Here is a 13,017-nt window from a genome sequence, read left to right on the forward strand (position 1 = left end):
GGCGCACCCGACAAACCCTGTGGAGGGCTGTGCAGATGCTAACCCAAAAACTGAGTTGCCAAACGATACATGATTGCCCAAAAGTAGTACCTTTGCACTATGAATCAGAATGGCAATAAAAATATGTATGAGGGCCTCGCCTCATATTTCCTCCCCGAAGGAGTTCTTAAATATTTCGAGGTGACAGACTTTGCAACACAGCGTACTCTGGACAAGGATGTTCTTTACACAACAGAGCTTCACATCTATCTGGATGAGCGCGACAATCGCACACCAGACATGAAGGATTCCGTGAGCAATGGTTTTGGGGAAGAATCATGTTTACTTGACTATCCAGCCCGAGACAAGAAGGCGGTACTTCACATACGAAGAAGGCGTTGGACAATGCCGGATGGCACAACAAGAAGTGTTGACCTTGACAAGGAGTTTGAACTGAAGCATAAGGGCACTCGATACGCGAAGGACTTCGCGCTTTTTTTAAAGAGGGCGAATGGACTCTGAGACGATAACCGCTCGTCAGATTGGTTATACGTACATGATTAACAGCTCCACGTTTGCCAAAAGATACAAGGACGCCCTGAGTAACTTCGAGACGTGGGAGCAGAAGGATCACGCATCCAAGTGGATTCTTATTCCGCAAAACGTAGGTAAGGAGCAAGGCATAGACGAGACCTCCCTCCAGGGCGAACTGTACACTATCGTTCACAACAAGGATGCCCATGGTCGCAAGGGTGCAATCATAGCAGTAGTCAAGGGAACGAATCCTGCTGACGTACTGAAGGTTCTCATGCAACTACCTGCAGATAAGCGTGAAATGGTTGAGAATATCACGATGGATCTCTCAGATTGCATGCGTGTCATAGCCCGAGAGGCATTCCCTAAAGCCACAGTCATACGTGACTGCTTCCATGTCGTAAAACGCGGTGGAGAGGGCTGCGAAGAGATACGCCTGCGCCTGAAACGAAAAGCCGTAAAGGAGGCGAACAGACAGAAGGCAGAGTTTCGCAAATACCTCGAAAATCTGGCAGCGCAGAGAAAGGCTTACCGCGAGCGAATGAGGAAAAGGCATGGGAAGAACTGGAAGAAGAGCAAGCGCGGAAGAAAGCCTATGAGGCTGAACACTCGCTTTGAACCCAAAAGGCTTGAAAATGGCGAGACTCTTGTAGAGGCACAGACACGATGTCGCAAGCAATTGTCCATGAGCCGAGAGAAGTGGAGCGCAACGCAGAAAAAGCGTGCGAAGATACTTTTCGCACTCTACCCAAAACTTGAAGAAGCATACAATCTGATCAACTCCCTTAGAGCCATATTCAGAAACAAGAAACTCACAAAGGAGACTGCCAAACAGAATTTCAAGGGGTGGTATGAGAAAGTGGCTTCCTGCACTCTGCGTGAAATCAAGTCCGTACGCGATACCATCAGATTCTATGAGGATGAAATCCTGAACTACTTTGACGGACGTAAGACTAACGCTTCAGCTGAATCGTTGAACTCAAAGATCAAATGCTTTCGTGCACAAGTAAAAGGAGTCATAGACATACCATTCTTCATGTATCGTTTAGCAACAGTTTTGGGTTAGCATCTGCACGGCCTACTCCACAGGGTTTGTCGGGTGCGCCGCTGAAAGATGGTTTTAAGAATGCGGTTTATCTTGGAACGATGCCTGACTTTGTGCGACAAGAAGGTGTGCAAAATCATTATTTTGCTTACCCTATCATGTATAATGGAAAACGAAATTATGTGTTTTGCAGAGCTATGCAGGACAATAACAAGAATAGATTGTACGTGCACGAGGTCTTTGTTGCGGACAGTATACAAAATGAGGGCAATACCCTTCAAACCGCAGCGTCTCAGCCTCACGGAGGTATTGCCCTCTACAAAGCAATCCTTTCGGACGTTTTGTCTGCTGCAAAGGTAGGGAATAATTTTGAAACCTTGCAACTTCCTGCCTCAGAAAAAGCCAAGCACCAGGCTGCCAATGACCTTGCGCGGCAGATGCACGTGGAGGGTGAAGTAGAGGTGGTGACAAGCACTGAGGGCTTGACCGGCAGACAGGCGAAGGCTAAGGGCTGGTATGATGTGAGGACCGGAAAGGTGACGATTGTGCTGCCTAACAACAAGAATGCGGCTGATGTGCGTGAGACGGTGTTCCACGAGGTGGTGGCGCACAAGGGGCTACGTAACCTTGTGGGTGAAGAAAACTTTAACACCTTCCTTGATAACGTGTACAACAATGCTGAGGAGGGCATCAAGCAGACCATTGACGAGATGTCTGAGAAGAAGTATAATGGTGACAAGCGCAAGGCTACTGAGGAGTATATGGCGCACTTGGCCGAGGACGGTGAGTATGTGAAGCCGGAGAACCAGAGCTTCTTTGCGAAGGTGAGGGATTTCTTGACGGACTTGCTGAGGAAGGTTGGCATAAAGCTTGGTTTCAAGTTGACGGACAATGATTTGCGCTACATATTGTGGCGTAGCTGGAAGGGGCTTGCTGAGCGTGATGGCGGTTCGGTGTTTGAGAAGGCTGAAGATGTGAAGATGCAGCATGAGCTTGGTCAGACTGACGAGGCTCGCTCGGCGAGTGGTGAGAATGGTATCATGTTCCGTGAGGGGAGTGATGAGCTGAAGGACGTTGTGGAGAAGATGAAGGCTGACGTTGAGCGGTTGCATGAGGGTGAGCTTGATGATTTGCGCTCGGGTGCGCGGGCTATTGGCGGGCGGCTGAGTGAGCTGAACAAGGCGATGCGCCTGCAGCGTGCTTATGACATGAGCACTGTGGCGAGTGTGACGGAGCTGGCGAAGACGATGCTCAAGAATGGCTTGCTGAGTGAGATGAGTGACTATGATGTGCGCCGTTTGCTGTCGGTGGTGAATAATGTGCATGGCAAGGGTGACATCAGGCCTTATGTGCAGAAGGTTGTGGACATGATGGTTGGCAACCGGCTGCGTAATGTGTCGAAGGCGTTTGACAAGTTGCTTGCCATGCGTGGGAAGAAGGTTGATGCGCGTGGCGTGGAGGTGCAAGGTGAGCTTGACTTGGCCGGCCAGCGCATGGCAGATGTGGTGTGGAAGGGCATTGGCATGTCGGACGATGATGTGGCGGACATGTGTGCTGATGCCCAGGACCGCATGATGAGTGCGAATGGTGCGGAGGCTGCTGCTGCTGCGACGGACTATGCCGGGTGGCAGATTGTGATGCGTTACAATGAGACGATACGTGACAGCAAGAGTGAGGAGGTGCGGTTGCGCGAGGACTTGAAGCGTGCGAAGGAGGATTATGATGCCGGGCGTATGACGCGTGAGGCTTACATGGAGTTCAGGGAGAGCACGAATGACGCGATACGCGAGAACCGGATTGAGCGTGCTGAGGCTTATGAAGACTTGTATGAGCAGCTTGGTGGTGCTTATGGGGAGAGCATTAAGCGTGCGGCTGACTTTAAGGCTGCTGAGAAGGCGCGTGTGCTGGAGATACAGCATAATGCCAACTCGGACATGGAGGGCCGCCCGGCGCGCTCATACAGAAAGGACACTGCTGTGGACAAGGTGTTGAACAGCTCGCCAGTGCAGTTGTTGTTTGCTCCGCTTGGTACGTTTGACCAGATGTTGCGTATGTTTGACAGCAAGAATGTGAAGGGCGAGGGTTACTTGTGGAACCGGTACATGCGTGGTTGGCTGACTGCGACAGAGAATGAGTATACGGGTTATCGCGATGCTACTGCCGAGCTTGACGCGAAGGCTGCTGAGGTGCTTGGCAAGGGCAAGACTTGGGCAGACTTGTTTGCGCTTGAACGTAAGTTGCCGAAGGCGACGGTGCGTGTGTGGGACAATGGCGAGATGAGGGAACTTGAATTGCCTCAGGGTAACTTGCTTTACATCTACATGGTGGACAAGATGGCTGACGGCCGCATGAAGTTGCGCAAGATGGGTGTGACGGAAGATGATGTGGCTGCGATTGAGAATTTTCTGGACCCGCGGCTGAAGGAGATTGGTGACTGGCTGCAGGAGGTGTATCTTGTGGAGAAGCGAGGCAAGTATAATGAGGTGCATGAGCGTATGTTTGGTGCTGCGATGGCTTCGATAGACAATTACTTCCCGCTGAAGATATTGAAGGACGCACGTGCTGAGAATGTGGACGTTGGTGTGGAGAAGCGGCGCACCCGACAAACCCTGTGGAGTAGGCCGTGCAGATGCTAACCCAAAACTGTTGCTAAACGATACATGAAGAATGGTATGTCTATGACTCCTTTTACTTGTGCACGAAAGCATTTGATCTTTGAGTTCAACGATTCAGCTGAAGCGTTAGTCTTACGTCCGTCAAAGTAGTTCAGGATTTCATCCTCATAGAATCTGATGGTATCGCGTACGGACTTGATTTCACGCAGAGTGCAGGAAGCCACTTTCTCATACCACCCCTTGAAATTCTGTTTGGCAGTCTCCTTTGTGAGTTTCTTGTTTCTGAATATGGCTCTAAGGGAGTTGATCAGATTGTATGCTTCTTCAAGTTTTGGGTAGAGTGCGAAAAGTATCTTCGCACGCTTTTTCTGCGTTGCGCTCCACTTCTCTCGGCTCATGGACAATTGCTTGCGACATCGTGTCTGTGCCTCTACAAGAGTCTCGCCATTTTCAAGCCTTTTGGGTTCAAAGCGAGTGTTCAGCCTCATAGGCTTTCTTCCGCGCTTGCTCTTCTTCCAGTTCTTCCCATGCCTTTTCCTCATTCGCTCGCGGTAAGCCTTTCTCTGCGCTGCCAGATTTTCGAGGTATTTGCGAAACTCTGCCTTCTGTCTGTTCGCCTCCTTTACGGCTTTTCGTTTCAGGCGCAGGCGTATCTCTTCGCAGCCCTCTCCACCGCGTTTTACGACATGGAAGCAGTCACGTATGACTGTGGCTTTAGGGAATGCCTCTCGGGCTATGACACGCATGCAATCTGAGAGATCCATCGTGATATTCTCAACCATTTCACGCTTATCTGCAGGTAGTTGCATGAGAACCTTCAGTACGTCAGCAGGATTCGTTCCCTTGACTACTGCTATGATTGCACCCTTGCGACCATGGGCATCCTTGTTGTGAACGATAGTGTACAGTTCGCCCTGGAGGGAGGTCTCGTCTATGCCTTGCTCCTTACCTACGTTTTGCGGAATAAGAATCCACTTGGATGCGTGATCCTTCTGCTCCCACGTCTCGAAGTTACTCAGGGCGTCCTTGTATCTTTTGGCAAACGTGGAGCTGTTAATCATGTACGTATAACCAATCTGACGAGCGGTTATCGTCTCAGAGTCCATTCGCCCTCTTTAAAAAAAGCGCGAAGTCCTTCGCGTATCGAGTGCCCTTATGCTTCAGTTCAAACTCCTTGTCAAGGTCAACACTTCTTGTTGTGCCATCCGGCATTGTCCAACGCCTTCTTCGTATGTGAAGTACCGCCTTCTTGTCTCGGGCTGGATAGTCAAGTAAACATGATTCTTCCCCAAAACCATTGCTCACGGAATCCTTCATGTCTGGTGTGCGATTGTCGCGCTCATCCAGATAGATGTGAAGCTCTGTTGTGTAAAGAACATCCTTGTCCAGAGTACGCTGTGTTGCAAAGTCTGTCACCTCGAAATATTTAAGAACTCCTTCGGGGAGGAAATATGAGGCGAGGCCCTCATACATATTTTTATTGCCATTCTGATTCATAGTGCAAAGGTACTACTTTTGGGCAATCATGTATCGTTTGGCAACTCAGTTTTTGGGTTAGCATCTGCACAGCCCTCCACAGGGTTTGTCGGGTGCGCCGGNNNGGCGCACCCGACAAACCCTGTGGAGTAGGCCGTGCAGATGCTAACCCAAAACTGTTGCTAAACGATACATGAAGAATGGTATGTCTATGACTCCTTTTACTTGTGCACGAAAGCATTTGATCTTTGAGTTCAACGATTCAGCTGAAGCGTTAGTCTTACGTCCGTCAAAGTAGTTCAGGATTTCATCCTCATAGAATCTGATGGTATCGCGTACGGACTTGATTTCACGCAGAGTGCAGGAAGCCACTTTCTCATACCACCCCTTGAAATTCTGTTTGGCAGTCTCCTTTGTGAGTTTCTTGTTTCTGAATATGGCTCTAAGGGAGTTGATCAGATTGTATGCTTCTTCAAGTTTTGGGTAGAGTGCGAAAAGTATCTTCGCACGCTTTTTCTGCGTTGCGCTCCACTTCTCTCGGCTCATGGACAATTGCTTGCGACATCGTGTCTGTGCCTCTACAAGAGTCTCGCCATTTTCAAGCCTTTTGGGTTCAAAGCGAGTGTTCAGCCTCATAGGCTTTCTTCCGCGCTTGCTCTTCTTCCAGTTCTTCCCATGCCTTTTCCTCATTCGCTCGCGGTAAGCCTTTCTCTGCGCTGCCAGATTTTCGAGGTATTTGCGAAACTCTGCCTTCTGTCTGTTCGCCTCCTTTACGGCTTTTCGTTTCAGGCGCAGGCGTATCTCTTCGCAGCCCTCTCCACCGCGTTTTACGACATGGAAGCAGTCACGTATGACTGTGGCTTTAGGGAATGCCTCTCGGGCTATGACACGCATGCAATCTGAGAGATCCATCGTGATATTCTCAACCATTTCACGCTTATCTGCAGGTAGTTGCATGAGAACCTTCAGTACGTCAGCAGGATTCGTTCCCTTGACTACTGCTATGATTGCACCCTTGCGACCATGGGCATCCTTGTTGTGAACGATAGTGTACAGTTCGCCCTGGAGGGAGGTCTCGTCTATGCCTTGCTCCTTACCTACGTTTTGCGGAATAAGAATCCACTTGGATGCGTGATCCTTCTGCTCCCACGTCTCGAAGTTACTCAGGGCGTCCTTGTATCTTTTGGCAAACGTGGAGCTGTTAATCATGTACGTATAACCAATCTGACGAGCGGTTATCGTCTCAGAGTCCATTCGCCCTCTTTAAAAAAAGCGCGAAGTCCTTCGCGTATCGAGTGCCCTTATGCTTCAGTTCAAACTCCTTGTCAAGGTCAACACTTCTTGTTGTGCCATCCGGCATTGTCCAACGCCTTCTTCGTATGTGAAGTACCGCCTTCTTGTCTCGGGCTGGATAGTCAAGTAAACATGATTCTTCCCCAAAACCATTGCTCACGGAATCCTTCATGTCTGGTGTGCGATTGTCGCGCTCATCCAGATAGATGTGAAGCTCTGTTGTGTAAAGAACATCCTTGTCCAGAGTACGCTGTGTTGCAAAGTCTGTCACCTCGAAATATTTAAGAACTCCTTCGGGGAGGAAATATGAGGCGAGGCCCTCATACATATTTTTATTGCCATTCTGATTCATAGTGCAAAGGTACTACTTTTGGGCAATCATGTATCGTTTGGCAACTCAGTTTTTGGGTTAGCATCTGCACAGCCCTCCACAGGGTTTGTCGGGTGCGCCGGAGAAGCGTGAGTCGGAGATGGCATCTACGATTACGGGCAGTGTTGTGAAGCGTACGCGTAATGCGCTGGCACTTGACTTGCTGAACTCTGATGCCTTTTCGGTGGTGCTTGACTACTTGCAGCAGATGGAGCATTGGAGTGCCTTTGCGGAGTGGAACAGGGACTTGAACACGCTGTTGTCGTACAAGCACTTCCGTAACCAGGTGAAGAATATGCGTAGTGCATACGGTAGCGGTGAGCGGCTGTGGGAGGCTTTTGACAAGGTGGCGCGTATTGCTGCCGGCACTTATACTCCGCCCAAGGCTTTTGCTGACAAGCTGGCTGTAAATATAGCGAAGGGTGTTACTGCTGCGAAGATTAGCTTGCATGTGTTTACTGCGCTCAAGCAGTTTACATCGTTCCCGGCGTACTTGTCGGACAGTAATCCGGTGTATCTGCTGAAGGGTGTGGCTACCCCGTATGGTTCGTGGAAATGGTGCATGGAAAATTTGCCCCTGTTTGAGAAACGCTGGAAGAGCCGCATGGCTGGTGACCCGAGGTTGCTGAAGAATGAGATGGACTGGGGCTTGTGGCGTGACAATGTGGTGCAGATGGCTGCGAAGTGGGGTATGACTCCGAATGGTTTTGTTGATGCGTTGACGGTGTGCATAGGTGCGAGGGCGATGTATGAGACGAGGCGCAGGAAGTATATTCGTTATGGTTATGGCCTGGAGGAGGCTGAGCGACGTGCGAAACAAGATGCTTCGATATTGTATAACCAGACTCAGCAGTCGAGCGAGGGTGCTTTTTTGTCGGCCTTGCAGGTAGACAGGTCGTGGTATTCGGTGTTGTTTACGGTGTTCAGGAACTCTTCGATGTCGTATACGCGTCAGTTGTATGCTGCATTGCGCAACACTGGCCGCAGGATAGCGGGTGGTGCGAAGTTTAAGGGCATTAGCGAGGCGTTTATGGCTAAGCAGATGGAACGCGACGGCATAGACCCGGAGAAGGCTTCGAAGAATGCTAAGGCGGAGTATCGCAAGAGCTGGATAAATGACTTTGTGCGTGCTGGTGTGTTTGGCTATGTGTTGCAGCTGGCTTGGAATTGTGGTCCGTATGCGCTATATATGTTGTTTGGCGATGATGAGAAGAAGGGCAAGGAGATGTGGCATGATATATGGACGCACACTGCATTTGGCTCGGTGGAGGGCTTGACTGGTGGTGATGTGTGGAGCGCGGGCTTGCAGTCGCTGTGGAACCATTATGTGAATGGTGAGGACTTTAATGCTAACAGCGTGAATAAGGATATGCCATTGACGAGTGACTTGCTTAATGTGGTGAAGAAGGTTGGCAGTGACAATTATGGTGCGGTGAATGATGTGCTGAACTTGCTTGTGCAGGCTGGTTTTGGCGTGAACCCTCAGACGCTGACAGATGCTGCGGTGGCGATATATGACTATTGTGGCTCTGATGTTGAGACGACGAAGGAGTGTGCGCTGCTTGTGATGCGTGTGATGAACTGCCCGCAGAGCCAGATGGATAATATCTACTTTGATGAGATTGATGCTACTGGCGAGGAGGCGAAGGCGATGAGTGTGGAGGAGATTGCTGAACGCTATGCGAGGTATAAGGCTTTGCGGAGTGCTCCGTTGCGTGCGTTGAACAGTGATGCCTTGAAGGCTGCTGAAAAGAAGCCTCGCGAGAAGGTGCTGACGGAGGCGAAGGAGCAGCTGGACGGCCGATTGATGACTGAGGAGGCTCAAAGGTATCTTGATGAGTATGAGGCGACGAAGAAGAAGGTGACGGAGACTCGTGCTTTGGCTGATACTGACCCGAAGGCTTTCATGCAGCAGATGCCGGCCTTGGCGCGCTCGGGTGAGTTTAGGAGGTACAGGCGTGTCGGGCTGTACAAGAGTGAGGTTAACAAGCTGACGAAGAAGTTGCTCCGGACGAGTGACCCGGCAGAGCGCAGGGCGTTGTTTGGTAAGATGCTTGATGCTCGTGACAAGATGCTGAAGCAGGTGAGGGAGATGGAGTGAAGAGGGGGGGAGTTTTAAGTTGAAGAGTTGAAAAGTTGAGGAGTTAAGAGGAATGTTTTAGAGGGTGAACTCGCAGAGGTAACTTCATAAGCTTTTCAACTTATCAACTTTTCAACTTGAGACTCCAACTCCTCAACTTGTCAACTAATACCTCTAATTGGTAGTGATAGAAAGAAAAAGCGTGGCAGACACACTGTCACGCTTTTTCTGTTATAATCCGAGTTGTTTGATTAGGTAATCGCCAACAGCGAGGTTTTGTTCTTTGGCTGCGGTCTTTATTTCGTTTACGGCCTTTTGCGGCATTCGACAGTATAGGACTGCATCGCCTACTTTTTTGCGCCCTGAATTGGGACGTCTGCCGCCCCAGGTGTTGTTTGTCATGTTTTATAACTTTTTGTATATCTTGATGGCTATTTTTGCGATGTATATTAAAATTACAGCCATTATTATTGCTGTTCCTATCATTGATGTCATTTTGTTTACATTATTGGTGAATATCTTAAAAGTTTTCGACACTCTTTGTTTGGTGGTTCTAAGAATTAAGGTATAATATCATACCTAATACTATTATTGCTATTGGATAAAGTGCTATCATTGCCAATATGATGATGAGCAGCACTTTTATTATTTTATTCAGCTTGTTGTCTGCCATGTCTTTAAGTTTTGCCGTGTTCGGAATTGACTGCGGTCAATTCCCTTGAAACATTTATACCCTCAAAGCACCAGTGGGACACCAGGAGGTGCAGTACTGGTTGTCTATTGCACCGTCAACCCTAACAGGGTCGTGGATTGAAACGCTCTAATGAGCATAATTTCTACTATTGTAGATTAAAAGTCGAGTTCTAAACTCGTGGTAAGCCCCACCCCGTGAAGGTGTTTTTTTATTTTACATCATAATCGTTAATTAGATACACGCGATCCTCAGCTGGGGTTGTGAGGCCGAAGAGTTTGGTCAAAGACTCGTTGTAATGTGCGTAGATGTCGCACCCGAGTATCACCGTTTCGGCAGTTGGGGTAACGCCATCTTGTAAAATGCTGTCGGCTAATATGGCGTTGAACGCTGCCTCTTTAGAGGCGAATACGCCATCTATTTTATAATCATCAACCCTTTCGAGAATATATACTTTCATGTTCATATGACTTAACCGTGATGTCGAGGGCTTTTTTTGTTATTCTTTGTCTATGTTTGCTTGGCCCTCGAGAGCACTCTCGAAGGTCCAGTCGGCCTTCGGGTAGATGCCCTCGCCCAATCCGGTGCGAAAGTCTATGTAGAAGTTATCTTCATGCTGCAGCAAATGTAGTAAAAGATTTTGAAACCTTGCAACTTTCTGTCCCAGAAAAGGCCATGCATCAAGCTGCCAATGGTCTTGCCCGTCAGATGCACGTGGAGGGTGAAGTAGAGGTGGTGAATAATGTGCATGACAAGGGTGAAATAAGACCTTATGTGCAGAAGTTTGTTAACATGATGGCTGACAACCGGCTACGTAATGTGTCGAAGGCGTTTGACAAGTTGCTTGCTATGCGTGGCAAGAAGGTTGATGCGCGTGGCGTGGAGGTGCAAGGTGAGCTTGACTTGGCCGGCCAGCGCATGGCAGATGTGGTGTGGAAGGGCATTGGCATGTCGGACGATGATGTGGCGGACATGTGTGCTGATGCCCAGGACCGCATGATGAGTGCGAATGGTGCGGAGGCAGCTGCTGCTGCGACGGACTATGCCGGGTGGCAGATTGTGATGCACTTGGGGCTTTTACCATACTACAAGTAACTTACTCGCTGAGTATCTTGCATCTTACACTAACACATTGCAACTCATTGATTGTCAATACTTTACTCAGTGTAAGATATTACAAATTTCACTTGCATACAACCTACACACCCCACATGCTGCCACACGGCACAAGCACGGGAGGGCGATATCACGGCATAGGGGAGCAGAAAAGTCTGTTGCTCCGACAGACTATTCTACGTCCCTATGGCGTAAAACCCACCGCATACGTCCAAACCGACTGCGAGGCAGCGGGGTGGGGCGTGTAAGATGTATGCAGGGGAGTGTAAGATACTTCGAAATCATCTTACACTCTTGAAATCTTTGTATATCAACTTGTTACGCACAAAAAGTGTAAGATGGCAGTAAAAACACACGCACTCTTTTACATGTTGGCTGACGGGTAGAGAACAAATATTTGTGTACAAATTGTACACTTTTTTTGTTGGGTACAATGTCTTGGTGTTATCTTTGCAGCACTTCACTTTTGTACAAAACCAAATTGTATTGACCACCATGAAACGAATGCTTAACAGAATGCTGCGCTATGCCGATGCCATTGTGAAACGTGGCGTTGACAAACTGATAGACGCTATCGGACATAGTCCGGAACCACAAACTAAAAACACTGAAACACCCCAGCAGCAAAAACGCATGGGCAACGACACCGACTGCGCACCGCAAACAACTGGCAATACTACGAACTGCGGTTTGACTGAACAAGCCATCACCCTTACGGACGAACTGTACGACATTCGCTTTAATATGCTTGACCGCACACCCGAAGTGCAACTGCGCGACCTGGTGGACAAAGGGCTTGTGCCCGTGAGCACTGACGCACTGTGGCGCATGGTGTTCGGGCGCTGGTTGCGCTGCATGGTGGCGCAAGCAAAAAAGCAAGTCTTGTTTTGCTCTTTTAAGGGCTGTTCCCCCTTGCGCCACTTACCGCGGGATACATAAGGACATAAGCTATATAAGAACATAAGCTACATAAGTAACATAAGGCTGATGCCGTGTCTTTTCACATAAGTTGAGGCAGGGCTGGCCGCCTTGCTTATAAGATACATAAGGGTTGACGCTGTGTCGTTGGCTCTAATGTAATTTCCTGACTTCGTCATTGCTTCACCCAAAATTCTTCGTCAAAGAGTTTAACTATTTTCTGATGTCTTGCCATCAGCATTGTTTGGGTGTAAACCTCCTTGTTCAGAGACAGCTTAATTTGTATGGTTGTGATAGTCTTAGCCAATGGATACAATAGGCAAGCGGATACCACCCAAACTTACAAGCAAACCGAGTATGATCTGAGGATTGCTGTGACGTCCTTCTTTCGAGAAACCAGTCTTACGTAATTCATCCTCATAATCCGCTTCAAAGTAAAGTGTGGTGACATTATAGAACTGCACACCGATATTTCCACCGAACAGTTTCGCCGTATGGCGCACGCTTATGTCCTGTACGATGTCGTGCTGATGGTCGCTAAGCTTGTCAAGATAGCGATAGATTTTTGAGAGATTCACATCTTCGTCAAAGTGGTTTTTCAGATATTCCACCGTAGCAGCCTTGTTAGTTGGATATGCCAAACGGGCTTTCACAAGCTTGCGGAACACTTCATCGTCAATACGATTGAAACCAATCCTGTCAAACGTGCGGTCCAATATCAATAGAAAACCAATCGGGTTGTCTACTCGTTTCTTGTCAACTTGTCAGCTGTTTAGCAAGTTGGAAACTTGCTAAACTTAAATTCGTTATACCTACAAGTAGGTATTTTCAGCGGAATACCTATTTTTGAGTATGCTCTGAATTCGGCGGTTTTTCTTATAATTACTATTTTTGCATTCG

Annotated in this window: 14 protein-coding genes and 1 pseudogene; 7 read left to right on the forward strand and 8 right to left on the reverse strand. The window is 48.6% G+C overall.

Annotated elements, in window-relative coordinates:
* The first annotated feature begins 123 nt into the window (after window positions 1–123).
* The 3 genes from BQ5453_RS11190 (at window position 124) to BQ5453_RS11200 (ending at window position 4,194) form a co-directional block, all read left to right on the forward strand.
* A complete protein-coding gene (locus tag BQ5453_RS11190) occupies window positions 124–501 on the forward strand; it encodes an ISAon1 family transposase N-terminal region protein (RefSeq protein WP_143033257.1) in 378 nt (125 codons plus the stop codon).
* 34 nt (window positions 502–535) lie between these two features.
* Window positions 536–1,579 carry a transposase gene (locus BQ5453_RS11195; protein ID WP_074027632.1) on the forward strand — a complete coding sequence of 348 codons (1,044 nt, stop codon included), beginning with the start codon at window positions 536–538 and terminating at the stop codon, window positions 1,577–1,579.
* A gap of 356 nt (window positions 1,580–1,935) precedes the next feature.
* Window positions 1,936–4,194 (forward strand): hypothetical protein, encoded by a 2,259-nt coding sequence (locus BQ5453_RS11200; protein ID WP_143033390.1) that lies wholly within the window; start codon window positions 1,936–1,938, stop codon window positions 4,192–4,194.
* Here the strand turns inward: BQ5453_RS11200 and BQ5453_RS11205 are convergent.
* The 4 genes from BQ5453_RS11205 to BQ5453_RS11220 all read right to left on the reverse strand — a co-directional run bounded on the left by BQ5453_RS11205 (window position 4,191) and on the right by BQ5453_RS11220 (window position 7,270).
* Window positions 4,191–5,234 carry a transposase gene (locus BQ5453_RS11205; protein ID WP_074027632.1) on the reverse strand — a complete coding sequence of 348 codons (1,044 nt, stop codon included), beginning with the start codon at window positions 5,232–5,234 and terminating at the stop codon, window positions 4,191–4,193. The two genes, BQ5453_RS11200 and BQ5453_RS11205, sit on opposite strands and share 4 nt — an antisense overlap.
* A 34-nt stretch (window positions 5,235–5,268) precedes the next feature.
* Window positions 5,269–5,646 (reverse strand): ISAon1 family transposase N-terminal region protein, encoded by a 378-nt coding sequence (locus BQ5453_RS11210; RefSeq protein ID WP_143033257.1) that lies wholly within the window; start codon window positions 5,644–5,646, stop codon window positions 5,269–5,271.
* Window positions 5,647–5,814: 168 nt separating this feature from the next.
* Window positions 5,815–6,858, reverse strand: coding sequence for a transposase (locus BQ5453_RS11215; RefSeq protein WP_074027632.1), 1,044 nt, complete (start codon window positions 6,856–6,858; stop codon window positions 5,815–5,817).
* 34 nt (window positions 6,859–6,892) lie between these two features.
* A complete protein-coding gene (locus tag BQ5453_RS11220; protein WP_143033257.1) occupies window positions 6,893–7,270 on the reverse strand; it encodes an ISAon1 family transposase N-terminal region protein in 378 nt (125 codons plus the stop codon).
* A gap of 142 nt (window positions 7,271–7,412) precedes the next feature.
* Here BQ5453_RS11220 and BQ5453_RS11225 point away from each other — a divergent pair, with 142 nt between their 5' ends.
* Window positions 7,413–9,413, forward strand: a complete 2,001-nt coding sequence (locus BQ5453_RS11225; RefSeq protein ID WP_071123267.1) for a hypothetical protein — start codon at window positions 7,413–7,415, stop codon at window positions 9,411–9,413.
* A gap of 210 nt (window positions 9,414–9,623) precedes the next feature.
* Here BQ5453_RS11225 and BQ5453_RS14350 read toward each other — a convergent pair whose 3' ends face one another.
* The 3 genes from BQ5453_RS14350 to BQ5453_RS14685 all read right to left on the reverse strand — a co-directional run bounded on the left by BQ5453_RS14350 (window position 9,624) and on the right by BQ5453_RS14685 (window position 10,708).
* Window positions 9,624–9,794, reverse strand: coding sequence for a hypothetical protein (locus tag BQ5453_RS14350; RefSeq protein ID WP_154668740.1), 171 nt, complete (start codon window positions 9,792–9,794; stop codon window positions 9,624–9,626).
* A 500-nt stretch (window positions 9,795–10,294) separates the two neighbouring features.
* The gene (locus tag BQ5453_RS11230) at window positions 10,295–10,549 is read right to left on the reverse strand and encodes a hypothetical protein (RefSeq protein WP_071123268.1); all 255 of its coding nucleotides are present in this window, start codon (window positions 10,547–10,549) and stop codon (window positions 10,295–10,297) included.
* A 33-nt stretch (window positions 10,550–10,582) separates the two neighbouring features.
* Window positions 10,583–10,708: a hypothetical protein gene (locus BQ5453_RS14685; protein WP_262503135.1), complete on the reverse strand. Its 126-nt coding sequence runs from the start codon at window positions 10,706–10,708 to the stop codon at window positions 10,583–10,585.
* A gap of 23 nt (window positions 10,709–10,731) precedes the next feature.
* Here BQ5453_RS14685 and BQ5453_RS11235 point away from each other — a divergent pair, with 23 nt between their 5' ends.
* The 3 genes from BQ5453_RS11235 to BQ5453_RS11240 all read left to right on the forward strand — a co-directional run bounded on the left by BQ5453_RS11235 (window position 10,732) and on the right by BQ5453_RS11240 (window position 12,138).
* Window positions 10,732–11,178, forward strand: a complete 447-nt coding sequence (locus BQ5453_RS11235) for a hypothetical protein (protein ID WP_143033392.1) — start codon at window positions 10,732–10,734, stop codon at window positions 11,176–11,178.
* A 47-nt stretch (window positions 11,179–11,225) separates the two neighbouring features.
* Window positions 11,226–11,447, forward strand: coding sequence for a hypothetical protein (locus BQ5453_RS14195; RefSeq protein WP_143033393.1), 222 nt, complete (start codon window positions 11,226–11,228; stop codon window positions 11,445–11,447).
* Window positions 11,448–11,694: 247 nt separating this feature from the next.
* A complete protein-coding gene (locus BQ5453_RS11240) occupies window positions 11,695–12,138 on the forward strand; it encodes a hypothetical protein (RefSeq protein ID WP_143033394.1) in 444 nt (147 codons plus the stop codon).
* 285 nt (window positions 12,139–12,423) lie between these two features.
* On the opposite strand, the pseudogene BQ5453_RS11245 reads toward BQ5453_RS11240, so the two are convergent.
* Window positions 12,424–12,839: pseudogene (locus tag BQ5453_RS11245) on the reverse strand (IS1634 family transposase); the annotation flags it as partial.
* Window positions 12,840–13,017: the final 178 nt, after the last annotated feature.

The organism is Prevotellamassilia timonensis (genome assembly GCF_900106785.1).
Classification (GTDB): domain Bacteria; phylum Bacteroidota; class Bacteroidia; order Bacteroidales; family Bacteroidaceae; genus Alloprevotella; species Alloprevotella timonensis.

Excerpts from the sequence above, each read along its gene's own strand:
- BQ5453_RS11205 (WP_074027632.1), bottom strand. The coding sequence starts at position 5,234 with ATGATTAACAGCTCCACGTTTGCCAAAAGATACAAGGACGCCCTGAGT.
- BQ5453_RS14350 (WP_154668740.1), bottom strand. The coding sequence starts at position 9,794 with ATGACAAACAACACCTGGGGCGGCAGACGTCCCAATTCAGGGCGCAAA.
- BQ5453_RS11195 (WP_074027632.1), top strand. The coding sequence starts at position 536 with ATGATTAACAGCTCCACGTTTGCCAAAAGATACAAGGACGCCCTGAGT.
- BQ5453_RS11210 (WP_143033257.1), bottom strand. The coding sequence starts at position 5,646 with ATGTATGAGGGCCTCGCCTCATATTTCCTCCCCGAAGGAGTTCTTAAA.
- BQ5453_RS11215 (WP_074027632.1), bottom strand. The coding sequence starts at position 6,858 with ATGATTAACAGCTCCACGTTTGCCAAAAGATACAAGGACGCCCTGAGT.
- BQ5453_RS11225 (WP_071123267.1), top strand. The coding sequence starts at position 7,413 with ATGGCATCTACGATTACGGGCAGTGTTGTGAAGCGTACGCGTAATGCG.
- BQ5453_RS11230 (WP_071123268.1), bottom strand. The coding sequence starts at position 10,549 with ATGAACATGAAAGTATATATTCTCGAAAGGGTTGATGATTATAAAATA.
- BQ5453_RS11220 (WP_143033257.1), bottom strand. The coding sequence starts at position 7,270 with ATGTATGAGGGCCTCGCCTCATATTTCCTCCCCGAAGGAGTTCTTAAA.
- BQ5453_RS11240 (WP_143033394.1), top strand. The coding sequence starts at position 11,695 with ATGAAACGAATGCTTAACAGAATGCTGCGCTATGCCGATGCCATTGTG.
- BQ5453_RS11190 (WP_143033257.1), top strand. The coding sequence starts at position 124 with ATGTATGAGGGCCTCGCCTCATATTTCCTCCCCGAAGGAGTTCTTAAA.